We start from the raw sequence: 26476 nt of genomic DNA, 5'->3' as shown, positions 1-26476 counted from the left end.
CGTAAGTTTTTCAGTGCCCTCAAATTTTTGGGTCTCATTTTTTTGCATTTTTTCCACATAATAAGAAGGAATAAAAAAGGGGGTCCAAATTTTGTATAAGAGCAAAATGATCTGGGGCACTGTCATGGTATTATTTTTTACATTTTCCTGTGCTCCAACGAAAGCGCAAAACGTTACAAACCCGCTGCAGGAACAAAATACAATGTCTGTTCTCTGGTATCAAAAAGCAGGGGAAGCAAAGGCCTTATATTATCAAGGCTATAATATTGGAAAAATGAGATTGGATGACATTCTTAGTAAAAAGCAATGGAAACAAGGTTTAAAGCCTGCTGTTGTTCTTGATCTAGATGAGACAGTCATCGATAATAGTCCGTTATTCGCAACGAAAATCATGTCACCGGTGAGTGCATATTTGAACTGGGATATGTGGGTTGAACGTGCTGAGGCAAAAGCATTACCAGGTGCAATAGAATTTTTAAAATATGCGGATTCAAAGGGGATAGCCATCTTCTATATCTCCAATCGTAAAGAAGCTCAAAAAGCTGCAACAATTATTAATTTGCAACGGGTCGGTGCTCCTCAAGCCGATGCAGCACATGTTTTATTGAAGCAAAAAGGTGAAAGAGGGAAAGAAGCAAGACGTCTTCAAGTCGCTCGAACACATGATATTGTGTTATTGTTTGGTGATAATCTAGGGGATTTCAGTGGATTTGAGGGATTATCTGTCACGCAAAGAGCACAATTGGTTGACAAACAGCGAGAGGAATTTGGAAGGAAGCTCATCGTTTTCCCTAATCCAATGTATGGAGATTGGGAAGGGGCCATTTATCAATATAATTCTAGAAGATCAGATCTTGAGAAGTCTAAGCTTAGGAAAGATATGTTAGAGCCTTTCCAAAGATAATTGAGAAGACAGTTCCTTTTCCGATTGGAGCTGTCTTTTTTTATTTTGGTACTATTGGAAAATGAAAACATAACAATTTTCTTTTGTTTTTGATATGATAGTAGATATTTTAAAAAATAGACTAGTAGTGAAGTGTTTCTTCAAGGAGGTACTTCTATGGATCGATTATTGCAATTAAATACGATTTTCATCAGCATTGTAATTGAAGCCATTCCATTTATTATAATTGGTGCTTTAGTGTCTGCCCTTATTGAAGTCTTTGTTTCTGAAAATACGATTATTCGACTTATGCCAAAAAATAGATATTTATCTGTGATTACAGCTAGTTTAATAGGGGCTGTATTTCCTGGTTGTGAATGCGGGATTGTGCCAATATGTAAAAGATTAATAGAAAAGGGTATGAATCTCCCATCGGCCATTGCCTTCATGCTAACTGGTCCGATTATCAATCCGATTGTCCTTTTTTCAACTTACATTGCATTCGGAAATAGCTGGGCGATGGTAGGGTATCGGGCTGGGTTTGCTATTGCCGTATCTATCTTAGTGGGAATTGTCCTTTCGTTTGTGGTGAAAACTGATCAATTGAAAATAAACCATGATGTACACGCTCATGTACATGACCATTCAAATCAAAATTTAAAACAAAAATTGTTCAGTGTGGTAACACATACAATTGACGAATTTTTCAATGTTGGGAAGTTTTTAGTCATGGGTTCATTAATTGCATCGGCTATGCAAACCTATATTCCAACTGCAACTCTTGCCACACTTGGACATACAAAAGTAGCCGCTGTATTGGTAATGATGGCTTTAGCGTTCATCCTGTCTATCTGTTCTGAAGCGGATGCCTTTGTGGCAGCATCTTTTAGAAATACGTTCTCACAAAGCTCGATTGTAACGTTTTTAGTATTTGGTGCAATGGTTGACATCAAGAACTTGTTAATGATGTTTGGAACGTTTAAGCCCAAATTTGTCATACTTCTTGTTTCATTAATCTCAACATTTGTATTTATTGGCTCACTTCTTCTGTAAGGGGGGATTTTAATGTTTCGAGTAATTGTTTTATTATTGTTTACCAATTTATTTTTTATGCTGCATCTATCAGGAAATATTGCGAAATATATCAACATGAAGTATTCATTTCTTTCCTACAGTATGATCTATGCTTTGTTCTTTTTGACAATTGCTGAAGGAATCAGATGGTATCTATCTGATAAAAAGGCTTCTAAAGAACTTGAATGTCACGATTGCCATCATGACCACAGTCACGAAAAGATACGTCCGACATTTGGAAAAAAACTTAAGAAATTTCTTTCGTATGCGATGGTTCTTATTCCCACACTTACAGGGGTCTTATTGCCTGTAGCAACGCTTGATTCGAAGATGGTCGATGCGAAAGGGTTTCAATTTCCTGCTTTAGAAGATGGGAAGGACCAGTACGGGATGCATCAGATTCTTAATCCGGATATGAGTCAATTCATGGGGAAAGATGGTTATTTGGATTTAATTAATAAAGAATTCAAGTCCTATAAAGGAAAAGATCATATTACTTTAACAGATGGAGATTATTTAAAAGGGCTAGAGGTTCTTTATAATTTTTCTGGGCAGTTTACAGGAAGAACGGTCACGATGAAAGGATTTTCTTATAACGGTCCCCATTTAAATTCTAATCAGATATTTTTATTCCGTTTTGGGATTATTCACTGTATTGCAGACTCTGGAGTCTTTGGAATGCTGATCCAGTTTCCTGAAAACATCCATATCCCAAATGACCAGTGGTATCAAGTAACGGGCACGGTTGATACTCAGTATTATCAGCCTTTTAAAATGAAAATTCCTGTTTTAAAAGTTACCGATTATAAAATCATCGAGAAACCTAAGGACGTTTATGTCTATCGAAACAGTTTTTAAATTGTTGCAACCGCATGAAAAAGACGCCAAATCCATGGCGTCTTTTTCATGCTTCAGTTAGTTCTTAATATTCTTTAAAATATTAATAGCAAAAAGGATGATACCTAAAACCATTAAAGTTCCACCTACCGCTACAGCAGGTCCGGCGGATTCTACACCAGAAACTAAACACGCAAGACCGATCATCATGATTGGCAAAGCAATATTATGAAGCCAGAAGTGTACCTTTGCTAATGTTGTTTCCGCTGCACCAGGAAAAGCAACATAGACGAGTCCAGCTAGTGCCATGGACACCCAACCCAACAAATTAATATGGACGTGAACTGGAGAAAGGTCAAATTTCTCTGTCATGGACATATACATTCCCATACATACACCTATGACAAAATACACAACAGAGATCTTAATAAACCTAATTCCCATTCCTCAGCCTCCTTATTTAGTAAAAATATGACTACAGTACTAAATATGAAGAACTAGAATGAAAAAGAACTTTCAATTTTTTAGGACAAGGTATTGTTTTTTATAAGGCTCTGTTAAACGATATTGTTGTTTTTTTATACTCTGTTGATTGGAGTGGAAGGCGCTCGACTCCTGCGGGAGTACGGGGCTGAGGAGACTCCCCGGCACGCCCGCGGAAAGCGAGCGCTTGGAGCGGAAATAAACAGCCCAATTTAACAGAGCCTTTAATAAAGAAATAAGCAGCCCTTTTATAGAGCTGCTTGACAATTTAGAATATGGTTTTAATGCCAATTAATACGAGACCAATTAAAAAGCCACAAACAGCCCCATTTACCCGGATCCATTGGAGATCCCTTCCGACATTATTTTCAATCATGTCTATAAGTGTTTCATTATCTAGCCTTTCTAAATTTTCCTCAACGAGTTTGCCAATTTTTGAATGGTTATTATCCACAAAGGTAGAAATCTGTTTCTTAATCCAAGCTTCAAGATTGTTTACTTTTTCAGGATTTTCTTTAAATTCCATTAAGCCCTTTTCAATCAGGGGAAGAATATAGTCATGATAAAAAACAGGGTCCTCCACAATGTCAATCGCTTTCTGTTGCAGCTTTGTTAAGAAGCCGATGATTTTATCTTCCGGTTCCCATTTAGCTATCATTTGCGTTTTTAAATGCTCCAGTTCATCGTTTATCTTTTCATCGGTTTTGATATTTTGCAATTTATTATGGATATGAATAAGCAGTGTTTGTCTGTTTTGATTATATGGGTCACGGAAACTATCGACACCTTTTAAAATTAGATTCTGGAGGATTCCTCCTAATTTTTCCTCATTAATTAGATTGCTAAAGGATCTTAAGGCAAACTGCATAATGCCATCTGCTTTAATATTTTCAATGGCCTCAACTGCCATTCCTCCGAGTTTGTACTTCGTCGTTTCTCTTGATGCCCATTCATCGATTTCTTTCAAGATTAGATCCAGTGCTTTCTCATCATATTTGCGAATGGATACCTGATCAATTAGCAGAGAAAGATAGTGCCTAATATTAAACTCATTAAGATAAGCCTTTATTTCCTTTTCTATAACTGGTGCAATTTTATTTATCTCTACCTTGCTCAGCAAATATTGAATAAGCGCTTTAAAATTAGTTTGGATTCCTGGTGAGTGTAATTCTTTTTCGATAATCATGAGTACCTTTTCTGAGAAATTAAAGGTTCCGATTTTCTCACGTATACTTTCTTTTGTCAGCCAATCATTTTCCAACATCGAAATAATTCCTGCGATAATTCGTTTACGGTTTTTTGGAAGTAAGGCTGTGTGCGGGATAGGAATACCAAGTGGATGCCGAAATAACGCTGTTACCGCAAACCAGTCGGCAAGCCCACCTACAAGGCCTGCCTCGAAACCTCCCTGCAGGATTGCACCCCAAAGAGAATTCTGTAATGGCATTGTTGCCAGAAATCCGATTGCCATTACAGCAAGGGAAATCGTCGCTAAATGACGCGATTTATTTTTCTGCTTTAACATCATTGTACCCCTCAATTTTTGATAAATATGGTAATGTTATTATCTCAATTTAACATAAAAAAAAGCAAAAAAAACTTCTTAATAAAATAAATTATTTTAAAAAAACTTCCTCTCAAGAATGAGAAGAAGTTTTTTTCTGTGGTTTTATATGAGTAATCAGTCCATCAAGGTCGGTAATGTAAAATTGTGTTTCCGGAGGCGTTTTTAAGTAATGCTCCTGAAGAAGTTGATAATAATTCACGCGATGGTGGGGGTCAAACTTAAGCATTGGAAATTCCTTGTGTTCTTTCACATATTGGTCAACTGCTTTTTGAACGAGATCCATTTCAATCGGAATTTGCTTTTCGTTTTCTTCAAATAAATCGTAGGTTTCCTTGGACATATAATATTTTTTCGATGGAATGCCCCCAAGTAAATGGGCAAGATGCTTAAAGTCTATACTGTTATCCTCTAAAACTAGAATGGTACGATACACTCCCTTCGGCAAACTATCTGAAAACTCTCTGACGGCTTTTCGGACTTCATCCATGGAGACCTCAATTACGGGGTAAGTCTTGTCTTCAGTCTGTTTCAAATCAGAACGATGTTGTTTCTCTTCCTTACTTGAGGATTTAAAATATTTTTGAATCATGGAATAAATGGTTAAACCTCCTAATCCTATCCCTGCAAACACTCCTGATAATGTAAAAAAAGGGTAGATATGATAACGGTAATCTAAAAACGCGCCTAACTTAAAGCCGCCAAATACGCAGATTATAATAGTAATTCCAAAGACCATATTTAGGGAAAGTGTTTTCATAAGAAATGATGTGAATTCACTCCAAGTGGAATCATTGTCATTTTTTTTATTCTTCAAAAATTTCCTTACCTCCTTCTTTATTTCTTCTGAACAATTATTTTCCTCAAAAAAGTTTTCAAGGTACTGCTCTTCGGATTTATTTCCATTTTTCAAAAGACAAGCTGTTTTTTCAAGAGATCCTTTTGTATAGTGGACGTAAATCCATTTTTCCTCAAATCCTAATTCAAGGTTCTCTGTAATTCTGCCAAAGTATTTAGTAAATTGTTGATTCATCGTTTACGCCCCCTTAATTTGGTCATCTTGAACAAAGGAACGGGTTCGTGTATGATAGGCCTCTGCTTTAGCTTCTCTAAGGATTTCGTTAGCCTCTTCTCTAGCCTTTTGGATAATCATCATTGCTTCATTTTCGCTGTGCCTTATGATTTCCCTAGCATCCTTTTTGGCTTGCTTCAAAATACCTTCACTAGACTTCAAGTTACTTTCAGCATCAATCTTATATTTCTCTGTTAACTGAAGTTGATTTTCGATATGCTGCTTTCTTTCATCCATAATACTAACTAGTTTTTTAAATACAAGCTTTTTTAAAATAAATACAAGTACAGTAAAAATTATAGTTTGATAAATCATTGTCCCAAGTTAAATTGGCAGCCCCAATAAAGTTAAATCCCCCAAGTTTATTCATCTCCTTTAAATTATCATGTTAACCTATGAGCGATATAAACCATTGTCAGTGTAACAAAGATATATGCCTGAATAGCACCAATAAAAATGCAAAATGCCTGCCATACCAGCATGGGGATCGAGGCTAGAGAAGCAATGAAAATTCCATGACCTACTGCATTTGCTAAAAGGGCTAACATGACTTCGCCAGCATAAATGTTTCCATATAAACGAAGCCCAAGCGTCAAGGTCGTGGCAAATTGTTCGATGATATTTATAGCAAATAAGTCTTTAAAAGGCTTAAGGATGCTTAGAAAATAATGTTTAAGTCCATTCATTCGAATATCAATGAAATGGGTATACGCCATGATCATAATCGCCAATGTCATCGTGACAGGAGGATTTGCGGTGGGGGATTTCCACCATGAAATGGGATGTTCAGTTGTAGTGACAATTGAGAAGGGGATTCCCATTAAATTGGCGATGAACAGATACAATAATAATGATACTCCAGTTGACAAGATGAATAAATTGTTTGAAATGCCCATTGAAGTATTCATGATGCCTTTAACAAATTCTAATATCCATTCCATAAAATTTTGCCATTTTTGCGGTGTTCCTGTCGTGATTTTCAGGGTAAAAAGATATGCAATGAGGAAAACTAGGAGAGCAGCCAATGTGCTAGTTAAAATGATGGATAAGTCAAAGGTTAAATGTAGGAATTCTACTTGAGGTCTCGTGTGTTCCAAGTTGTCCAACCCTTTTCTTCTTAAAGGTATGGAATAAATACTGGAAACTGTGAGATTTAGGAATTAAGTCCTACCTTTATTATATACAATAAATTTCATTATTGTAACATAGTCCACAATATATTCCTAATTTTCTGAATTAAAATCTTAGTATAGTAGGAAATGTTTGTAATGTAAAAATTAGTAAAAAAGTATTATTTTTAAATTATTTTTGAAACCTTTTTATATAGCCAACGTCTGATTATATGTTGTAAAATAAGCAAGGCTTATTAAAAGAGAAAATGGGGGAAACAAACAATATGAAGAAGTTTTTATTATCACTTGCTGCTTTAACTTTTGTATTTGGATTAACTGCATGCTCTAGCAGCAGCGAAGAAAAGACAACGAAGAAAGACACAAAAACAGCAGAGGAATCTTCTACTCCAAAGGTTGATATTAAAAAGGAATTAGTCAAATTCTATATGGATCTTGGTAATCGTATTAATGCCAAAGATGCTGATTTAAATGCCTATGTTGCCAAGGCTTCAAAGGAAGATGCTAAACCTGAAGAATTGCCAACGGCTGAGGATCGTGCAAAAGCTAGCGCATCAGCTGCTGCAGTTGCTGAGGAACTTAATAGTTATCAAGTTCCTGCCGAATTAAAGGATCAGAAAGCAGATCTTGAGGCAGCTATAAAAGATTATGCGGCATCTTATCAGGCAAAAGCGGATGAATTGAAAAAAGATAAGCCATCATTTGAAAATGCAGATGCGACCTTTGCACAAGGAGAACAAAAACTTGCTGCAGTATATGAAGGGGCAAAATTACTTGCACCAAGCTTAGGTAAACAAGTAAACTAAAGTAAAAAAAGCAAGCCCGCTTTGTTTTCTAAAACTGGCTTGCTTTTTTTATTATTATTCTGGAATTAGTTAATTAATGGCAGCGGTGATTTCTTCTTTATAGGTCACTTGTAATTCATCCATGTCGTCATCGACAGACAAATACGTTTCTGTATCCTCAAAGAACCATACATCGTTTCCTTCAATAAAAAACATGATCCCATTTATTTCTTTGGTAAAACCGATATTTTCAGGTGTTTCAGAAGAAAAGGCTAGACTATAACCTTTATGCTGTTGTCCAAATCCAGCGTATTGTGGATACATACGAATACTAAATGGCTTAATAATATCAAATTCTTTTGTGAACCATGTGGTCGCCTTTTCGTCAATAGAAATGAACATATTTTAGCACCAACCTTTTTATTGTGTTAAAGAACCGAATGAAGGAAGGAAATAATTCTCCATTTCCTTATATTGAAAGATTATAACTTTTAAGGTGTTTTGCCTGTGATAATATTCACGGTTCTTCAAAACCTAAGTGGAATTAAGAAAATGTTCACTTTTTCGCTTCCAATTGTTCACATTGTTGTTGTTTTTACAACCTCTCCATAGTGGTAAGGGTGGTAAAATAAAGACAGAAACAGGAAAAGGAGCGTTGTTGTGCATGGAACGAGAGCTAGAGATTTTAACAGAAAATCTAAAAGATATTAAATCGCTAATTAATAAATTTAATGATACATTAGAACATATTGAAAAGAGGCTTTCCAGATTGGAAAAGGTGGATAGCATCGAACATCGTGTAGCTGTAAACCAAATTGACCTATCGGATATCAAAGAATCCTTGGAGCGGATTGAGGATGCTAAGACCAGCGAAATCCAGAATATAAACCGCCGGCTTGATTCTCATTTAGTTAAAATAGCAAAGGCTGAAGAAGAAATTATAATACTTAAATCCAAATAATAAAAAAAGATCAGGTTTGGGAAAAACCTGATCTTTTTATTCATCTAAAACTGGAAACGCTTACTATTTTTTAAAGAGCGCTTTTAGTCCATAGTAAATTAACGCAAAAGCAAAAATTAAAATGGCAAGTGCTCCGACAATATGGAAAAATGGATAAAGGGCAGCTAAAAAGCCGATTGTTGGCATTTTTAATAAGGCAAAACCAGCTAAGATACATGCTAAAAATAAAGCAGCAAAATGATTCATGTTCATCACCTCCTTATGAGTAAGATATGTTTTTTTGAGGTAGGGTGATTGGTCATCTGTACAACTTAAAGCTAAAAAAACAGACCAAAATGATTGGTCTGTTTTGTAAGGACTTAATTATGAAAGTACTTCAGATTTAGTTATTGCAATTTGCTGATGGGGAGTCTCTCCATCCGAAGCATTTTTCATCACTTCGATATATTTAATATGGTGTTCTTCCATATCAAGGATTTGAAAGGTATAGGATTCATGGACAATGACGTCGCCTTCTTTTGCTTCATAGTTCTCAGTAAGAACCCAGCCGCCGATGGTATCGACATCTTCATCATCGATTTCTACACCTAATAAATCATTTACTTCGCTGACTAATACCTTTGAATCAATGATATAGTGGTTTTCCTTAATTTTACGAATCATTGGAATTTCATCCATATCAAATTCATCGCGAATTTCACCAACAATTTCTTCAAGAATATCTTCAACCGTAACAAGTCCGGATGTTCCGCCATATTCATCCATTAATATCGCCATGTGCATCCGGTCTTTTTGCATTTTTACCAACAAATCATGGATCGGGATTGTTTCAATTACTCTAATAATGGGCCTTGTATAATCTGCTAATGTTTGAGTAGCAAGATTCTCATTTCCAATTAAATCGGTCACCATTTCTTTAATATTCACTAGTCCGATAATATGGTCCTTATCCCCATCAATAATTGGATACCTTGTGAATTTTTCCTCGCGGATTACTTCCAGAAAAGTCTCTAAAGTATCATCCTTTGATAAAGAAACAATTTCCGTTCTTGGGACCATAATCTCTTTAGCTATACGATTATCAAACTCAAAAATTTTATTTACATACTTAAACTCTGATTGGTTAATCTCACCACTTTTATAGCTTTCAGATAGGATAATTCGAAGTTCTTCCTCTGTATGAGCAATTTCGTTTTCGGAAACAGGCTTTAAGCCAAAAATACTGGATACAATTCGCGCTGAACCATTTAGCACCCAAATAACTGGATACATAACCTTATAAAAAGTGATTAACGGACGCGCAACCGAGAGCGTAATCCATTCAGCCTTCTGAATTGCCAGTGTTTTTGGAGCAAGTTCACCAACAACTACATGTAAAAATGTAATTGTGGCAAAGGCAAGCGCAATTGATAATATTTGCGTTGCACTTTCAGGAACATTTAATTTTAAGAAAAGAGGACCAAGCATATGCTCAATGGTTGATTCTCCAATCCACCCGAGACCTAATGCCGTTATGGTTATACCCAGCTGACAGGCAGATAGGTATTCATCAAGGTTTGAAATTACTTTTTTCGCAGAAACTGCCTTCGAATTTCCTTCTTCAATTAACTGATCAATTCTTGAACTTCTAATCTTAACAATAGCAAACTCTGAAGTTACAAAAAAAGCAGTCAACGCAATTAAAATGGCTATCAAAACCAAGTTAAATATGTCCAAATAATTTCCCTTAGCTCGTTGTCAGACGAGTAAGGAGTCACCTCCCAGTTTTATACAAAAATTAGCTCGTTACATTTACGAGCGATTTCTTTAAAGCCGACCTCAGCAAACTTAAATTATTTACCAGTTTTTCTTTTTGCTGCTCATCTAGTTTTTCTAGAATCGGAATAAGGTCAAATAAATCACTATGCAGCTGTTTCATTTGCTGTGTAACCGCACATACATGTTTATCCACATCTGTTTCATGGATATGCTTTGCTTTTCGCATTTCTAGTTTTCTTCTAATCTCGTCTAGTGGAAAGTGCAAACTCTTGCATTCTTCGATAAATTTCAAATCATTTAATGATTCATCGGTATATATGCGGTAATTTGACTTAGACCGTTCTGCCTTTAGCAATCCGATAGACGTATAATAGTCAATGGTTCGTTTTGACACATGCGCTATTTCAGCTATTTCACCAATTCGATAGACAGCCCCATCATACCACCTCAACTATTTTTAAAATTAACAATAATTATAAAGAATTTAAACCGTACAGTCAAACGTTCTGGTTATGGTAGTCATTGTTATCTACATTTTATGGGAATATTGTCATTAATATGAATGGTGAAATCTAAATTTTCGAAAAATATTCTGTTAACCATGGCTGTTGATTTCCGCTCCTATCAAAAGGTCTATATAATGAACATTTAACTTTAACAAATCTAAAAAAACAAATAAACAGCTGCTCCCTTACTCTGGGGAAGCAGCCGTTTGTTTGACCTCAATATAGAGAATATGGTGGCCTTCAATTTCCATAATTTGAAATATGAATCCATCCTTTTCAATCGTGTCGCCTTTATGTACATCGAATTTTTGGGTTAAAAACCAGCCGCCAATTGTGTCTACATCTTCTTCTTCAAGTGTTGTCCCGAGGAGGTCATTGACTTCACTAATGAGGACTTTTCCATCCAAAATAAAGTGGCCATCGCCTTTGATCTGAATAAGCGGGAGCTCATCCACATCAAATTCATCGCGTATTTCACCCACAATTTCTTCAAGAATATCCTCAACCGTTACAATCCCAGCCGTTCCACCATATTCATCCGATAGCACTGCCATATGGGATCTGTTCTTTTGCAGCTTTACTAAAAGCTCTTGAATGGGAATCGTTTCAATCACGTGAATGACAGGCTTTAAATATGGCATAAGAGGTTCTTCGCCACTGCATTTTTGCTGAATACAATCTGTTAAAACTTCCTTAATATTGACAATCCCCATAATATTGTCTTTGTCACCGTCTATTAAGGGATAACGTGTGTATTTTTCCTCTTTCACAATTTCAAGTATTTCATCCATGGTGGCATTTTTGGAGAGAGTGATAACCTCAGTTCGGGGTACCATGATTTCCTTCGCAATCCGATCATCAAATTCAAATATTCGATTCATGTATTTGTACTCAGATTGATTAATTTCCCCGCTTTCATAGCTTTGGGAAAGAATCATCCGCAGCTCCTCTTCGGAAAGGGAAATTTCATGCTCTGATGCCGGCTGGATTCCAAAAAGCCCTGTTACAAAGCGAGCCGAACGATTTAGAGCCCAAATAAATGGATACATAACCTTGTAAAACAAGATCAGCGGACCGGCAAAGAGTAAAATGATTTCTTCCGCCTTTTGTATCGCAAACGTTTTTGGAGATAATTCACCAATAACAACATGGATAAAGGTAATAGCAATAAAAGCAATAATAACTGAGACAATGTGTTCTAATGCTATCGGAATGTGTATGAAATTAAAAACTGGTTTTAAAAGGTTTCGAATGGTTGGCTCACCAAGCCAGCCCAAGACTAACGAAATAATGGTGATTCCAACCTGTGTGGCAGATAAGTATCCATCTAAGTTGGAGATTACTTTCTTCGCAGCCTCGGCTTTTTTGTTACCCTCCGACACTAACTGATCAATTCTTGTGGTACGGACCCTTACAATCGCAAATTCTGAAGCAACAAAAAAAGCGGTAAGAGTAATTAAAATAGCAATTATGAATAGATTCAACAAAACCATCTAACACCTTACCATAGGTAAGGCATGCCACCTCACTTAAAAAACTCTTTATATCATTATTATTTCAAAATAAGGCTCAAAAAGCAAAAAGACGCACTTCACAAAAAAAACTGCTAACATAGCAGCATAAGAGGTCACTAATTTACCGTTTCGCTGAGCCATTCCACTCACGGGCAAGCATACTATAAACAATTAGATCATGGTAATAGCCCTTTAATTTTTCACCATCTCTAATTAAACCTTCCTTAACGAAGCCCAATCTTTCTGGAATGGCTCTGCTTTTCTTGTTTTTAACACCACAGCGGATTTCGACGCGATTTAACCCCAGTTGAAAAAAAGCATAATTGAGCAAAGCTTGAACAGCACGGGTCATGACCCCGTGTCCCTCTGCCTTTTTAGATAGATAGTACCCAATACTTGTCATGCTATTGTGCCAATCAATTTGGTGTAAACCAATCGATCCGACAAGCTCCCCTTTATAAAGAATTCCAACATTAAAACCAGTGCTCTCCGCAAATTGATTTAGCCAAACAGGGATAATCGTCTCAAATTGATAAGGGGAAGTCATGCTATCCACCCATGGCAGCCACCTACGTAAATGTTCACGATTGTCCTCAACCAGCTGATAAAGCTTTAAGGCATGATGTCTTTCGAATAATTGAAGCTCTATTTCATGATCTACCTTTAATGTAAACATGGGACCTATCTCCTGCTCGAAATTTTTCCTTATATCCTATGCAAGTTAGTAGGTTGGCGGAAGAAATGTCCTAAATAAAAAAAATCCCTACTTTATTAAAAAGTGGGATTAGGTACGGTCCAATATTAATGGTTCATTGTCTAATGTTGTTGGTGCGACCGGTAAGTGGATTGAGAAAGTCGTTTTATCAGGGGTAGAATCACAAGATAATCCACCTTTGTGTTTTTCAATAATTTCTTTACAAACAAAAAGTCCAAGACCTGTTCCTAGCTTTTTGGTCGTAAAAAACGGTTCAAAAATTGTTTTTCGTAATTCAGTTGGAATGACTGGTCCATTATTAGAAATGGTAATTTTAATGTACTGATTATTTTCTAAACAGCTATGAATGTCAATCGTTGGATGTGGATTCGCGTGATGATTCAAAACATCAATCGCATTAAAAATGATATTGATAAATACCTGCCTAATTTCATCCGCATAACCGTGAAGTGTAATATCCTCACATAATTCCTTGATGATTTTTACTTTACCATCTAGAATGCTTGGATAGAGGAAATTCAACACTTCATCAATTAATTTATTTAAATTATAATAATCTTTTTCTTTTCCGATTAATTCTTTCTTGGAAAGGAGAAGAAACTGAGAAATTCTAAAATTCAGCTGATCTAATTCACTTGAAATAATATCTAGATACTTCATATTAGGATAATCAGCTTTTAGAAGCTGGATAAAACCCTGGACTGATGTGAGCGGGTTTCTAAATTCATGAATAAAGCTAGAAGTCATTTGTCCAAGAAGGGTTAGACGATCCTGATGGGTCGAGTCAATAAACATTGTTTTTTCTTCAATAATTTTATTTTTCGCTTCAGTATAATGGGAAACAGCATAGTATAAAAACTTGTCAAAGCAGAAATTAATTCGATTGATCGATTCCTGCATTTCTGACCATGATATTCCAGTTTTGCTTAAATAACTGTACAAAATCGTTCTGCCAAGATTGACATTATAAACAAAGTCCCCAATATTAATTTTGGCAATGACTCTTTCTTCCGATATCTCTTTTGCTATTTTTTCGATTACGTTCAAAAGCTCCTGCTCGGAAAATTTATGCATCGTTAAGATTACATTAAAAAGGGCTTTAGCATTTTCGCTTATTTTTTCTTTATAAGGGTCTTCTTTCGAGATAATATATGAATCTTCCCAATCAAGAATTAATTGGTCTTTATGTTTATTAAAGAAATCAATTAATTCCGTTTGTTTATCTGTAAACATGCTGTACCTCCTAAATCCCACATTCCTAATCACAATCTTAATTCGCTGATAATAACAAAAAATCCTTTTAATATCATGTGGAAATTATTTTCCCAATATTTCCATAGTTAATTTGTCATTAAACTTTCGCTTGCAAATGATTGAATATTATCCTTGTATTCAATATTAAATAGTAGTTTATTCTTAATGAAATCAATTGTATATGTCCACAAGGGGAGCTGTAAAGAGCGGCTGAGAGTGAACGATAATGTGTTCTGACCCTATGAACCTGTTAGTTAACGCTAGCGTACGGATGTGGTTTGCCTGAACAATTAGCAATGCAGACAATCCAATTCTTTATTATAGAATTTATATGCTCCCAAGCTTTGTGGTCAGTGCTATCATTGTCGTTCTAGTTATCGAGGCATTGCCCAAGAGAATGCTTGTCAAGGAAAATTAATAAACTCTAAAAAGAAAAGCTTTGTGCTTTTCTTTTTTTTTTGAAATATTGTCAAAATTATTACGCTTATTAATAATAAAAAGTGTTAAAATGTCAATATAGAAAGAGAATCATTCTCAATTAATATAGATAGGGTGATAGCACATGTTCGGTATCTTAAAAGCAGGGGACAAGGGTAAAATCATTGACATTTCTCATGTTGGCCAGCTTGTCCAGAGGCGTTTGCTCGATTTAGGGATTACGGAAGGCTCGGAAGTATGTGTAAAATGTGTGATGCCTTTTGGAGGTCCGATTATGATTGAGTCCTGCGGACAGTGTATTGGAATCCGGAGGAAGGAAGCAGTTCAAATCGAAGTGGAGAGAATCTAATGGAAATCGCTCTAATTGGAAATCCCAATACGGGAAAAACTTCATTGTTTAACAATTTAACAGGTTCCTATGAGTATGTTGGCAACTGGAGCGGTGTAACAGTTGAAAAGAAAGTAGGCGTGTTTAAAAATAATATTGGCAGATTAATTGATTTGCCTGGTGTCTATACCTTGAATCCACTTTCAAAGGATGAAGGGGTTGTGACCTCCTTCTTTTTAAATGAATCGGTCGATCGCTTACTGAATATCCTGGATGCTTCTCAATTAGAACGCAATTTGCATTTAACTTTGCAATTGCTGGAATTTGAAAAGCCTGCCCTTATTGGGCTAAATATGGTCGATGTCGCAAATAAACGTGGAATCCAAATAGATGCCCCAAAGTTGGCTGAAATTCTCGGTGTACCTGTTGTTCCAGTTGTCGCTAGAAGCGGCAAAGGCTGTGACAAGCTCGTAGATGTCATTTCAACGAAATCAATCCTGCCTATCAAAAAGAATCTTGTCTATTATGGCAAAGAGGTTGAAGAAGCCATTACGGCATTGTCCAGTGAATTCACCGGAAAAACGGAACATTCACTGAGGTGGCTGGCCATCCAATTTTTTGAGGGAAATGAATATGTAAGGAATTACCTAAATGGAATCGTTAATGGATCCAAGCTAGCTGCTATTCTTTCGAATTTGGAATTGAAAATACAAAAGTTATACGGCAGCAAATCACTCGCTAATTTTATTTATTTAAAGAGAAAAGAAGTCATTGAAAAAATAATTGCGGATGTGGCGAGAAAAAGTGATTCAGTCATTCCTCTTTCAGAAAAAATTGACAGCATCGTCACCAATCGATATTTAGGGATGCCAATCTTTTTGCTCTTAATGTATTTGATGTTCATGTTGACATTTGATTGGCTCGGAACACCGCTATCGGATGCATTGGATGCCCTCTTAACTGGTCCGGTTACGGCAGGATTTGAAAACGTATTATCAGCTATTCATGCCTCTTCTTTTATCCATGCTTTAATTATTGAAGGGTTAGTAGCCGGGGTTGGCGGGGTACTGGTATTTGTACCGCAAATCTTTATCTTATTCTTTTTTATATCTTTATTAGAAGACTCAGGATATATGGCACGGGTAGCCATGGTAATGGACAGGATTATGGAATCGGTCGGATTAAATGGAAAAGCATTTATTCCAATGATGATTGGCTTTGGCTGTAATGTTCCAGGAATTATGGCGGCAAGAACGATTGAAACACCTCGTGAACGGCTGTTAACAATTTTGCTGACGCCTTTAATGTCCTGCTCGGCTCGCTTGCCTGTATATGCGTTGTTTGTGGGGGCATTCTTTGCAGCCAATAAAGCATTGATTGTCTTGAGTTTATATGTTCTTGGGATCGTAGTTGCTTTAATTCTGGCAAAAGTATTTTCTTCTACTCTATTAAAATCTGAAACTTCCTTATTTGTTATTGAATTGCCGCCATATAGGCTTCCTCAATTTCAATCACTTTGGAGAAGTACATGGGATAAAGGTAAAGGCTTTGTGAGAAAGGCTGGAACGTTCATTTTTGCTGGTTCTGTGTTTATCTGGCTATTATCATACGCTGGACCTAATGGGTTAAACGTAAACATGGATGACAGCTTTTTAGCTTCTATCGGAGGGGTTCTGGCGCCGCTGCTCGCTCCAATTGGCTTTGGCACCTGGCAGGCAGCGGCTTCGTTAATTACCGGCTTTCTTGCCAAGGAAGCGATTATTTCAACCATGAATATTATCTATTTTGTACCTAACGATGCCAGTTTGCAGGGATTACTATCCCATTATTACTCACCGCTAGCCGCTTATAGTTTTATGGTATTTATTTTGTTGTATATCCCATGTTTGGCAACAGTTGCAACAATTTATAAAGAAACAGCCTCAAGAAAATGGACAGCTTTTTCAATCGGTTATGCACTAGTGATCGCTTATGTATTATCTCTAATCATTTATCAGGGTGGAAAGCTGTTTGGTCTTGTATGATTTTTAAAAAGGGGTGGAAAAGATGATTGCGAGTATAGTGATCGGTGCTGCAATATTTGGATACGCCGCTTGGGCAATGGTTAAATTCATTAATAAATCAAAAAAAGGAAAATGTGCTGCATGCGGCATAAAAGATTCCTGCTCAAGTAATTGCGGGGTCCCGCCAAAAATACAATAATGATGAAAAACTGCTATCTGAAATAGGGTAGCAGTTTTTATTTATTAAAAATACCTCACCTTATCACTTTTAAATGAGTTGAAACTTGTGTAAAATTACACTAGAGGCTATTGAAGGAAGGGCAAAACATGACCAGAGATGAAATCATATTGAAAGTTTCTGAAAAGCTTCGGTTAATTCGGACTGAGGCAGGCTACACTCAGGATAAAATGGCTGAAATCATTGGTGTATCAAAGAAGACACTTGTTCAAATTGAAAAAGGAAGAGTCCTTGCTAACTGGTCAACAGTCGTTGCGATTTGTGCCCTTTTTCGGGAAACGGAAACGGTACAATTTTTATTTGGAAATGAGCCGCTTGAAGTGTTGGAAACGGTAGCCCGTGAAGGAATCGATTATCGTAAAATGAAAACGTTGGGCGGCCGAATCTGGTGGAGAGTCATATCAAAGAAAAGTGGGTATATTCTTCAACAAAATATCCTAAGTAAACATTTCCGAATTTTGGATGAAAAAAATTATCGAATTTTTAGCAGCTTTGATGAAAAGCTTTCAAAACAGCGCTTTAAAGAATTGACTAAAAGTGAATAATATGAAAATAACTAAAAGATGGGGATGCCTGTCTTTTTCTTTTTATATTTTATAAAAGGGAATTGTTGTTTTTTCACACTGTTGATTGGAGTGGAAGGCGCGAAGGCTCCTGCGGGAGTACGGGGCTGGGGAGACCCCACAGGCGCCTAAGCGCCGAGGAGGCTCTCCGGCACGCCCGCGGAAAGCGAAGCGCCTGGAGCGCAAATCAACAATCAAGTTTAACAGAGCCATCATTCTATAAAACCGACATAAGATCATTGGAGGCAGCTATGAAAAAGGTATTAAAGGATTGGAAAAAAAGACATCTGGTCCAAATATTGATCCTATCCTGTCTAGTCATCGTTTTATGCTTCTTCGGAGCCATATCCTATTTTTCCAAGAATGCAAATATATCAGAATTAAAAAATGAGCTTCCACAGCCAACTGTTTTTTATGATACAAATGGGAAACTAGCGAGTAAGGTGTCCGGAAATAAAAATGAAGGTGTACCAATCAAACAAGTACCTGATTCCATGAAAAATGCCGTCATTGCCATTGAGGACCATCGATTTTATCAACATGGTGGTGTCGATCTAATTGGTACCTCAAGGGCCCTTATCCGTGACCTTAAGGCAGGCGGAATGGTCGAAGGAGGCAGTACGATTACACAACAACTGACGAAAAATACAATCCTAACCTCCGAAAAAACGCTAAAAAGAAAAATGGAAGAGGTATTTTTAGCATTAGCAGTTGAACGGGAATATTCCAAACAAGAAATCTTGCAGATGTATTTAAACCAAATCTATTTTGGAAATGGAACCTATGGAATAAAACAAGCTGCCAGTAAATATTTTGCCAAGGATGTTCAAGAACTTTCCATTAGTGAATCCGCTCTTCTGGCGGGATTAATTAAAGCACCCTCTGCACTGAATCCTTATGAACATATGAAAAAAGCAATCGCAAGACGAAATCTTGTCTTATTACAAATGAAAAAGCAAGGCTACATTTCAAATGCACAATACGAAAAAGCCCAACAGGAAAAAGTGGTACTGGATGATAAAGGGGGCGACCCGTTCCGAGGTAAATTTCCATACTATGTCGATCAGGTATTAGACGAAGCAATCCATCAGTTTGGATTATCACAAGATGACCTACTAACGGGTGGCTATCAAATTTACACAGAGCTTGATCCCAATATGCAGACTGCCATGGAAAAAACGTATCAAAACAACAGCTTATTTCCGAAAGGGAAAGATCGGATTGTTCAAAGTGGCGGTGTCCTTGTAGATCCGAAGACAGGCGGCGTCAGAGCACTTGTTGGCGGCAGGGGAGAACACACTTTTAGGGGGTTTAATCGTGCCTCTCAATTAAAAACTCAGCCTGGGTCTTCATTTAAGCCAATAGCTGTTTATACACCCGCGCTAGAAGAGGGTTGGAAGATCACGGACATGTTAAAGGATGAACCGATGAAGTTTGGAAATTATCAGCCTAGTAATTATGATCATCAATATTTAGGTGAAGTCCCGATGTATATTGCAGTGAAGGAATCGAAAAATGTATCAGCTGTCTGGCTATTAAATGAAATCGGAATTGAAAAAGGGCTAGATTCAGTTAAACGGTTCGGCATTCCTTTGGATAAAGCTGATCGTAATTTATCAGTAGCCCTTGGAGGATTGCATGAAGGAGTCTCACCTCTCAACATGGCTGAAGCTTTTTCCGTATTTCCGAATAACGGTGTTAGAATAAAGGCACATGTTATTAAAAAAATTGTTGATGCAAAGGGCAAGGTGATTGCCGAGTGGAAAGCGAAAAAAGTGAAGGTTACGACAAAAGCAGTTACCGATAAGATGACCACGATGCTCCTTGGGGTTGTTGAGCAAGGCACAGGAAAAGCGGCTCAAATACCAAGCCGGGAAACAGCAGGAAAAACCGGCTCGACACAGGTTCCGATTAAGGGTATTAATGGTCTGAAGGATCAATGGTTTGTCGGCTATACACCTCAGCTAGTGGGAGCAATATGGGTTGGCTATGACAAAACCGATACCGAGCATTATATCACCCCAACAAGCAACACAGGTTCTTCCATTGTATTTCGTGAAGTGATGACCGAAGCCTTAAAAAATAAACCCAAACAAAGGTTTAATGTGACGCATATTTCCACCTTAATGAAGAAAAAAGAAGAAAAAAATCGATTTAATTTACAAGAAAAGTTTAATAATGAGGTTCAAAAGTGGGAAGATAAATGGAATAAACAAATAGAAAAGTGGGGGAAGAACAGAAAAAATAAAAATCATGGTAATGGCCATTAAGCATGGAGAAATCCATGCCTTTTTGTTTTCCGAAATTATCGGTAAAATAAATCTTAGTGAACGAAATTTTGTTTTGTACGTCTTAAATAAGAGAAGCAAGGTAGATGGGGGAAAGAGAGGGCTATTGCCAAATGGATGCATTGATAAAAAATGCGAAAAAAGGGGACCATCTTGCGTTTGCCATGTTGTTTAAAGAACATTATCCATTCCTTGTAAAATATTTAATGAAAATTACAATGAATCCTGATACAGCTGAAGAAATAGCACAGGAAACAATGGCGAAATGTATACAAAAGATTCACCTTTATAATGGTCAAAGTAAATTTTCCACGTGGCTCGTTTCGATTGCGACAAATACATATATTGACCAGTGCAGAAAGAAAAAAAGAGAGAAGAACTGGCAAGGACAAGAGGAAATTTACCGAAAGCTAAAGTGGCATTTCGAAAGTCGGAATGAAGAGTGGAATGATGCTCTCGAGGCACTTGGAAGATTGCCGGAGGACGTCCGCATCCCCATAATATTAAAGCATTATTATGGCTACTCCTATGATGAAATCGGAGAATGGATGAAAATATCACCTGGAACAGTCAAATCTAGAGTTCATAACGGAATAAAGTCAGTCAGAAGGGAGTTGAAGCTAGGTGAAGAAGCAGAAAGTCATCTTATTGGACAGCGAACAAGCAAATAAACAGGAAATAGCGGCAATTTCCGAGCTGCAAAAGGGATTAAATAAAATGGACGAATTCCCTGTTTATTCCCCTGACCTTCAATGGTTTGAACAAATGGTTTTAGCTGAAAAACAGCGGATTAGGAAAAAACTGATTAAAGATTTGTCTGTTTTTTTAATAGTAGCCGTTATCATTCTATCAGGAATTATGGTTTCATTATTTCAAATGCCGGCTGTTTTTATTTTCCTTCAGATTTCGACGACGATTTTTATCGCGGGTTATACCGGATCAAGGGTCATGAAGAAGGTGATTGGCAGATGAATAAAGAATATTCTCTCCCCGTCATCAGCATGGTCGCTGCTATTTTGCTCGTGCAAAGCATATATTTATTTTTAGATGCCCGTAAACATAATCATAATTACTGGCTTTGGGGAATAGTAGGCCTTATTCAGGCGCCTATGCCAACCCTGTTTTACTTGATATTTGTGAGAAAAATTTTTCATAAAAAGAAGTGAGGGAATTCAAATTATGATAATTGTTACGACTGAATTTCTACCAGGTAGGGAAATTAAAGAATTATTCGGTTTGGTTAAGGGAAGTACAGTCCAATCCAAGCATATTGGCAAAGACTTACTAGCCGGTCTAAAGACGATTGTTGGTGGAGAAATCAAGGAATATACAGATATGTTAAATGAAGCGAGGCAAAAGGCTATTGAAAGAATGGTAGAAGAAGCAAAGGACTTAGGAGCAAATGCCATCATCGGAATGAGATTACAATCGAGCTCGGTTATGCAGGGGGCATCTGAACTGATCGCTTATGGAACGGCGGTTTGGGCAGAATGATTTTGAAAAATGGGAATTGACTTTCAATTAAACTGGTGATAATCTAACAAAGGAAGAAATAAAAGGAAACGGAGGGTTGCGCCATGATGAAAATAAGAGTATCTACTTTCAAAATTGAATATATGAGTGTAACCTGTCCTAAAGTGATTTCGCGTTAATTCCTTTCATACCTTTATTTTACAAATGACAAGACACAGGTTGCGTTCTTTATTGATGCGTGACGTGTGTTTTTTTGTCTCTTTTTTTCTAGGGGCATACTGCACTAATACTGCGGTATGTCTCTTTTTTTATAAATAATCATCGATTAGGGGGAGGAACATGTGATGTTAAAATACTTCGAGTTCAGCCACATTCATTTGTCAGAGGAGATAGAAGGCGGATAGTTAAACAAAAGGGGGAAGAACCATCATGTTTTCGGTCTTAAAAAAATTAAGCTGGTTTTTTAAAGAAAACTGGCAGAGATATGTTATTGCGATTAGTTTATTAATATTAGTTGGAATATTAGATGTGTTGCCGCCAAAATTAATTGGAATGGCGATTGATGATATTCATCTAGGCGTAATGAGCAAAGATAAAATTTTTAAGTATTTAGGATATCTCATATTGATTATGCTCTCATCCTATGGAATCACCTATGTCTGGATGTATCGCTTGTTTGGGGGAGCATTCCTTATTGAAAGAAAACTTCGTTCACGTTTTGTTCAGCATCTCTTAAAAATGACTCCAACTTTTTATGAGAAAAATCGAACAGGGGATTTAATGGCTAGGGCTACTAATGATTTAAAAGCGATTTCGATTACCGCCGGATTTGGTATTTTAACACTGGTGGACTCTAGCGTTTGGATGCTGACGCTATTGGTGACGATGGGACTATTGATAAGCTGGAAGCTAACCTTAGCTGCGATTATTCCCTTACCAATTATGGCCATTTTGATGCAGATTTATGGGAAAAGAATCCACACTCGCTTTATGGAAGCGCAGGATGCTTTCGGTGAATTAAATGATCGTGTGTTGGAGTCAGTAGCAGGAGTGCGGGTAATCCGCGCCTATGTGCAAGAGCAGGCTGACTGCGGTCGTTTTCATGAATTAACTGAAGATGTTTATCAAAAAAATCTTAAAGTGGCGAGGATTGATTCGTTATTTGATCCCACCATCAAAATTCTTGTTGGAATTAGTTACTTGATCGGACTAGGCTATGGAGCCTATTTAGTTTTTCATCAATCAATCACGTTAGGCAATCTTGTTTCTTTCAATGTTTATTTAGGAATGCTGATTTGGCCTATGTTTGCGATTGGTGAGTTAATTAATATTATGCAGCGGGGAAATGCTTCACTAGACCGAGTCAATGAAACACTTGCCTACAAGGAAGAGGTTCAAGATCCAGTTAAGCCAGTAGAAGTCGTTACTGCTGATAACATCTATTATCAAAAAGTAACCTTTCGTTATCCTTCTTCTAAAAATAATAATTTGGAAGAGGTAAATGTCCAGTTATTTCAAGGTCAAACGCTGGGGATTGTCGGAAAAACAGGGAGCGGAAAAACGACCTTTATTAAACAATTATTAAGGCAGTACCCGCTCGGAACAGGGGAATTGTCGATTGCTGGTGTTCCATTAGAGGAGCAGTCGCTTGAACAAGTGCGCCATTGGATTGGCTATGTGCCGCAGGACCATGTACTGTTTTCAAGAAGTGTAAAGGAAAATATCCTTTTTGGCAGGCAGGATGCAAGTATCCAGGATTTAGAGAATGCTATTAATCTTGCAGCATTCCGAAAGGATCTTGAAATGCTTCCAGAAGGGTTAAATACCTTAGTTGGTGAAAAGGGCGTGGCTCTTTCCGGCGGGCAAAAACAAAGGATATCGATTGCCCGGGCACTGATTAAAAATCCAGAGATTCTGATTCTCGATGATTCGTTATCGGCGGTAGATGCCAAAACAGAAAAAAGAATTATTGATAATATCCGTCAAGTTAGAAGTAATAAAACAACGATTATTACCACACACAGAATGTCAGCTGTGCAGCATGCTGACCAAATCATTGTCCTCGATGAAGGAAAAGTGATAGAAGAAGGGACACATGAGCAGCTTTTACGGGCGGATGGCTGGTATAAGGAACAATTTTTACGCCAGCAGGTTGAGAATACTGCAGAAGAAGAAGAGGTGACAACATGACAACAGGCAGAAGATTAATCAAGTACGCATTGATTTATAAAAAAATAATTGCTGCTGCCTTGATCATGCTTACCATCTCGGTGGTAACCGATCTCGCAGGTCCCTTTATCGCGAAAAAAGTGATTGATCAACATATTTTAGGGATTGAGTCAAAATGGTATGAATCGGGGAACGGCGAGAAATCAGTACAATATAACGGCCATTTTTACAAAAGGGAAAAGTATTTTGCAAGTGGTGAACAGAAAGGACCGGAAATCCGAATTCTTCAAGTGGGAACAAAGTTTGTTTTCGTTGGTCAGAAGCTTGATTATGATGGGAAGAGAACGTTTAAGGAAGGTACTATAGTTATCAAAAAAGGAGATCAGGAAGCTGAATATCCGGCAAAAATCCTAAAGGGAAGTGAACTCCTAAAATTTTATCAGCCAGAAATTCTTGGGATTATTCAACTATTGATCATTTATTTTGGTCTATTAGTAGTTTCAGCCATATTTCAATTTGGTGAGCACTTTCTTTTGAAGAAGTCTGCTAACCGGATTATCCAAAAGATGCGTGATGATATTTTTGGTCATATCCAGCGGCTGCCGATCCAATATTTTGATAATCTCCCTGCAGGAAAGGTAGTGGCAAGAATAACGAATGATACCGAAGCTATTCGGGAGCTTTACGTAACCGTTCTTTCTACCTTTTTTACAAGTGCGATTTATATAACCGGTATTTATGTTGCCTTGTTTATTTTGAACGTGAAGCTAGCGGCGATTTGTTTAATATTATTGCCAATCCTTTATATCTGGACATTGGTATATCGTAAATATGCATCCAAGTATAATCGGGTTATTCGGTCACGCAACAGCGATATTAACGCCATGATCAATGAGTCAATTCAAGGAATGACGATTATTCAAGCTTTTAGCAGGGAAAAGCAAACAAAAGAGGAGTTCGAACAGCTTAATCACGAGCAATTTACGTTCCAAAACAAATTGTTAAGCTTGAATTCGTTAACATCGCATAATTTAGTGGGTATATTGAGAAATCTCATATTTGTTGCATTTATTTGGTATTTTGGTGCGCAAGCCTTACTCCCAGATAATATTATCTCACTTGGGATGCTCTATGCTTTTGTGGATTATATCAATCGCCTCTTCCAGCCGGTTCAAGGGATTGTGAATCAATTGGCGAATTTGGAGCAGGCACTGGTTGCCGGTGAACGTGTTTTTAAATTGATGGATGAGCAAGGTGAAAATGTGAGCACTGAGAGGATTTCACGCTTTAAAGGGAATGTAACTTTCGATAATGTTTCATTCGGATATAAAGATGGTGAATATGTCCTTAAGAATATCAATTTTGAAGCGAAGCATGGTGAAACAGTTGCCCTTGTCGGTCATACTGGCTCTGGAAAAAGTTCGATTATGAATTTGCTTTTCCGTTTTTACGACTGCCAAAAAGGAAAAATTATGATCGATGGAAAAGATATTGAAAGTGAGTCACGGCAGACAGTTCGTAATCATATGGGAATTGTCTTGCAAGATCCGTATTTGTTTACAGGAACGATTGCCTCAAATGTTAGCCTTAATGATCCTGCAATTTCGCGGGAAAAAGTGGAGAAGGCTTTAAAGGATGTTGGCGCAGAAAAGGTCTTTAAGAATTTAGATAATGGTTATGATGAGCCTGTGATAGAGAAGGGAAGCACCTTGTCTAGCGGCCAGCGTCAACTTATCTCTTTTGCTAGGGCGCTTGCGTTTAATCCAGCGATCCTTATCCTCGATGAGGCGACCTCCAGTATAGATACCGAAACAGAGGCTCTCATTCAAGAAGCGATGGACGTGTTAAAGAAGGGTAGAACAACCTTCATCATTGCCCACCGCTTATCCACCATCCGAAATGCGGATCAAATCCTAGTGCTAGATCGAGGTACAATCGTGGAAAGAGGAACACACGATGAGTTGATGGCTGGTAAGGGCAAATATTATCAGATGTATCAGCTGCAGCAGGGTGGAAGTGAACTGGCAGGGTAGTTCAGGGAATGTAGAGGTAACTCTATGGGACAAAACTTGATAAAAAATCATGGGAAATGTCCCAAAAGAGGTGTCTATGGGACAAAACCTGGTTGATAATAAAGGGAAATGTCCCATAGGAGATGTCTATGGGACAAAACCCGGTTGAAAATAAAGGGAAATGTCCCATAGGAGATGTCTATGGGACAAAACCCGGTTGATAATAAAGGGAAATGTCCCATAGGAGGTGTCTATGGGACAAAACCTGGTTGAAAATAAAGGGAAATGTCCCATAGGAGGTATCTATAGGACAAAACCTGGTTGATAATAAAGGGAAATGTCCCATATAACCAGATGAAGGACAGATCTCGATAAAACAATATGATATCTGTTTTCACCACAGTACAAGAAGAGAGACTCCTCACCTA

28 protein-coding genes and 1 riboswitch are annotated in these 26476 nt (G+C 37.3%); of the genes, 16 read left to right on the top strand and 12 right to left on the bottom strand.

The genetic code is table 11. The features are described 5' to 3' along the window. Window positions 1-106: 106 nt before the first annotated feature. The 3 genes from ABES02_RS27575 to ABES02_RS27565 all read left to right on the top strand — a co-directional run bounded on the left by ABES02_RS27575 (window position 107) and on the right by ABES02_RS27565 (window position 2815). Window positions 107-904 (top strand): 5'-nucleotidase, lipoprotein e(P4) family, encoded by a 798-nt coding sequence (locus tag ABES02_RS27575; protein ID WP_430141001.1) that lies wholly within the window; start codon window positions 107-109, stop codon window positions 902-904. 156 nt (window positions 905-1060) lie between these two features. Continuing rightward, complete coding sequence (locus ABES02_RS27570) at window positions 1061-1936, top strand: permease (protein ID WP_430140999.1); 876 nt, start codon at window positions 1061-1063, stop codon at window positions 1934-1936. A 12-nt stretch (window positions 1937-1948) separates the two neighbouring features. Continuing rightward, window positions 1949-2815, top strand: coding sequence for a TIGR03943 family putative permease subunit (locus ABES02_RS27565; RefSeq protein ID WP_430140997.1), 867 nt, complete (start codon window positions 1949-1951; stop codon window positions 2813-2815). A 57-nt stretch (window positions 2816-2872) separates the two neighbouring features. Here the strand turns inward: ABES02_RS27565 and ABES02_RS27560 are convergent, their stop codons facing one another. The 5 genes from ABES02_RS27560 to atpB form a co-directional block, all read right to left on the bottom strand. Next, window positions 2873-3238 carry a cytochrome-c oxidase gene (locus tag ABES02_RS27560; RefSeq protein ID WP_430140995.1) on the bottom strand — a complete coding sequence of 122 codons (366 nt, stop codon included), beginning with the start codon at window positions 3236-3238 and terminating at the stop codon, window positions 2873-2875. Between the two features lie 307 nt (window positions 3239-3545). After that, on the bottom strand, window positions 3546-4802 hold the full coding sequence (locus ABES02_RS27555; RefSeq protein WP_430140994.1) for a DUF445 domain-containing protein: 1257 nt from the start codon (window positions 4800-4802) through the stop codon (window positions 3546-3548). Window positions 4803-4914: 112 nt separating this feature from the next. Further along, window positions 4915-5874 carry an AtpZ/AtpI family protein gene (locus tag ABES02_RS27550; protein WP_430140992.1) on the bottom strand — a complete coding sequence of 320 codons (960 nt, stop codon included), beginning with the start codon at window positions 5872-5874 and terminating at the stop codon, window positions 4915-4917. Window positions 5875-5877: 3 nt separating this feature from the next. After that, window positions 5878-6228: an ATP synthase F0 subunit B gene (locus ABES02_RS27545; RefSeq protein ID WP_430140990.1), complete on the bottom strand. Its 351-nt coding sequence runs from the start codon at window positions 6226-6228 to the stop codon at window positions 5878-5880. A 68-nt stretch (window positions 6229-6296) separates the two neighbouring features. Then, a complete protein-coding gene (gene atpB / locus ABES02_RS27540) occupies window positions 6297-7010 on the bottom strand; it encodes a F0F1 ATP synthase subunit A (RefSeq protein ID WP_430140988.1) in 714 nt (237 codons plus the stop codon). A 299-nt stretch (window positions 7011-7309) separates the two neighbouring features. Between atpB and ABES02_RS27535 the strand changes: the two genes are divergently transcribed. After that, on the top strand, window positions 7310-7849 hold the full coding sequence (locus ABES02_RS27535; RefSeq protein WP_430140986.1) for a hypothetical protein: 540 nt from the start codon (window positions 7310-7312) through the stop codon (window positions 7847-7849). Between the two features lie 69 nt (window positions 7850-7918). On the opposite strand, the gene ABES02_RS27530 is transcribed toward ABES02_RS27535, so the two are convergent. Beyond that, window positions 7919-8230 carry a HesB/YadR/YfhF family protein gene (locus tag ABES02_RS27530; RefSeq protein WP_430140984.1) on the bottom strand — a complete coding sequence of 104 codons (312 nt, stop codon included), beginning with the start codon at window positions 8228-8230 and terminating at the stop codon, window positions 7919-7921. Between the two features lie 262 nt (window positions 8231-8492). On the opposite strand from ABES02_RS27530, the gene ABES02_RS27525 reads away from it, so the two are divergent. Beyond that, window positions 8493-8789, top strand: coding sequence for a hypothetical protein (locus tag ABES02_RS27525; RefSeq protein WP_430140982.1), 297 nt, complete (start codon window positions 8493-8495; stop codon window positions 8787-8789). A gap of 63 nt (window positions 8790-8852) precedes the next feature. On the opposite strand, the gene ABES02_RS27520 is transcribed toward ABES02_RS27525, so the two are convergent. From ABES02_RS27520 to ABES02_RS27495, 6 genes are all read right to left on the bottom strand, one after another. Beyond that, complete coding sequence (locus ABES02_RS27520; protein WP_430140981.1) at window positions 8853-9035, bottom strand: hypothetical protein; 183 nt, start codon at window positions 9033-9035, stop codon at window positions 8853-8855. Window positions 9036-9152: 117 nt separating this feature from the next. After that, complete coding sequence (locus tag ABES02_RS27515) at window positions 9153-10505, bottom strand: hemolysin family protein (protein ID WP_430140980.1); 1353 nt, start codon at window positions 10503-10505, stop codon at window positions 9153-9155. A gap of 61 nt (window positions 10506-10566) precedes the next feature. Then, window positions 10567-10998 (bottom strand): MerR family transcriptional regulator, encoded by a 432-nt coding sequence (locus ABES02_RS27510; RefSeq protein ID WP_430140979.1) that lies wholly within the window; start codon window positions 10996-10998, stop codon window positions 10567-10569. Between the two features lie 240 nt (window positions 10999-11238). Continuing rightward, on the bottom strand, window positions 11239-12546 hold the full coding sequence (locus ABES02_RS27505) for a hemolysin family protein (RefSeq protein ID WP_430140978.1): 1308 nt from the start codon (window positions 12544-12546) through the stop codon (window positions 11239-11241). Between the two features lie 142 nt (window positions 12547-12688). Continuing rightward, the gene (locus ABES02_RS27500) at window positions 12689-13243 is read right to left on the bottom strand and encodes a GNAT family N-acetyltransferase (RefSeq protein WP_430140977.1); all 555 of its coding nucleotides are present in this window, start codon (window positions 13241-13243) and stop codon (window positions 12689-12691) included. A 108-nt stretch (window positions 13244-13351) separates the two neighbouring features. Beyond that, window positions 13352-14515 carry a histidine kinase N-terminal domain-containing protein gene (locus tag ABES02_RS27495; protein WP_430140976.1) on the bottom strand — a complete coding sequence of 388 codons (1164 nt, stop codon included), beginning with the start codon at window positions 14513-14515 and terminating at the stop codon, window positions 13352-13354. A 201-nt stretch (window positions 14516-14716) separates the two neighbouring features. After that, a riboswitch (TPP riboswitch) is annotated at window positions 14717-14825 on the top strand. Window positions 14826-15098: 273 nt separating this feature from the next. Here ABES02_RS27495 and ABES02_RS27490 point away from each other — a divergent pair. The 11 genes from ABES02_RS27490 (at window position 15099) to ABES02_RS27440 (ending at window position 26069) form a co-directional block, all read left to right on the top strand. Then, on the top strand, window positions 15099-15323 hold the full coding sequence (locus ABES02_RS27490) for a FeoA family protein (protein ID WP_430140975.1): 225 nt from the start codon (window positions 15099-15101) through the stop codon (window positions 15321-15323). Further along, complete coding sequence (feoB, locus tag ABES02_RS27485) at window positions 15323-17326, top strand: ferrous iron transport protein B (RefSeq protein WP_430140974.1); 2004 nt, start codon at window positions 15323-15325, stop codon at window positions 17324-17326. Before ABES02_RS27490 ends, feoB begins: the two co-directional genes overlap by 1 nt. Window positions 17327-17348: 22 nt before the next feature. After that, window positions 17349-17504, top strand: coding sequence for a FeoB-associated Cys-rich membrane protein (locus ABES02_RS27480; RefSeq protein ID WP_430140973.1), 156 nt, complete (start codon window positions 17349-17351; stop codon window positions 17502-17504). 128 nt (window positions 17505-17632) lie between these two features. Then, window positions 17633-18088, top strand: a complete 456-nt coding sequence (locus ABES02_RS27475) for a helix-turn-helix transcriptional regulator (protein ID WP_430140971.1) — start codon at window positions 17633-17635, stop codon at window positions 18086-18088. 269 nt (window positions 18089-18357) lie between these two features. Then, complete coding sequence (locus tag ABES02_RS27470) at window positions 18358-20376, top strand: transglycosylase domain-containing protein (RefSeq protein ID WP_430140970.1); 2019 nt, start codon at window positions 18358-18360, stop codon at window positions 20374-20376. Between the two features lie 104 nt (window positions 20377-20480). Then, window positions 20481-21065, top strand: a complete 585-nt coding sequence (gene sigY / locus ABES02_RS27465) for an RNA polymerase sigma factor SigY (RefSeq protein WP_430140968.1) — start codon at window positions 20481-20483, stop codon at window positions 21063-21065. After that, window positions 21019-21366 (top strand): YxlC family protein, encoded by a 348-nt coding sequence (locus tag ABES02_RS27460; protein ID WP_430140967.1) that lies wholly within the window; start codon window positions 21019-21021, stop codon window positions 21364-21366. Before sigY ends, ABES02_RS27460 begins: the two co-directional genes overlap by 47 nt. Beyond that, window positions 21363-21560, top strand: coding sequence for a sigma-Y antisigma factor component (locus ABES02_RS27455; protein ID WP_430140966.1), 198 nt, complete (start codon window positions 21363-21365; stop codon window positions 21558-21560). Before ABES02_RS27460 ends, ABES02_RS27455 begins: the two co-directional genes overlap by 4 nt. 13 nt (window positions 21561-21573) lie before the next feature. Continuing rightward, window positions 21574-21888, top strand: a complete 315-nt coding sequence (locus ABES02_RS27450) for a YbjQ family protein (protein WP_430140965.1) — start codon at window positions 21574-21576, stop codon at window positions 21886-21888. A gap of 408 nt (window positions 21889-22296) precedes the next feature. Then, window positions 22297-24057, top strand: coding sequence for an ABC transporter ATP-binding protein (locus ABES02_RS27445; protein ID WP_430140964.1), 1761 nt, complete (start codon window positions 22297-22299; stop codon window positions 24055-24057). Beyond that, the gene (locus ABES02_RS27440) at window positions 24054-26069 is read left to right on the top strand and encodes an ABC transporter ATP-binding protein (RefSeq protein ID WP_430140963.1); all 2016 of its coding nucleotides are present in this window, start codon (window positions 24054-24056) and stop codon (window positions 26067-26069) included. The genes ABES02_RS27445 and ABES02_RS27440 overlap by 4 nt, the downstream gene beginning before the upstream one ends. Window positions 26070-26476 lie beyond the last annotated feature (407 nt).

The sequence above is a fragment of the Neobacillus pocheonensis genome (genome assembly GCF_050477905.1).
GTDB classification, from domain to species: Bacteria; Bacillota; Bacilli; order Bacillales; family Cytobacillaceae; genus Neobacillus; species Neobacillus pocheonensis_A.
This window is presented reverse-complemented; position numbering and strand designations above follow the sequence as displayed.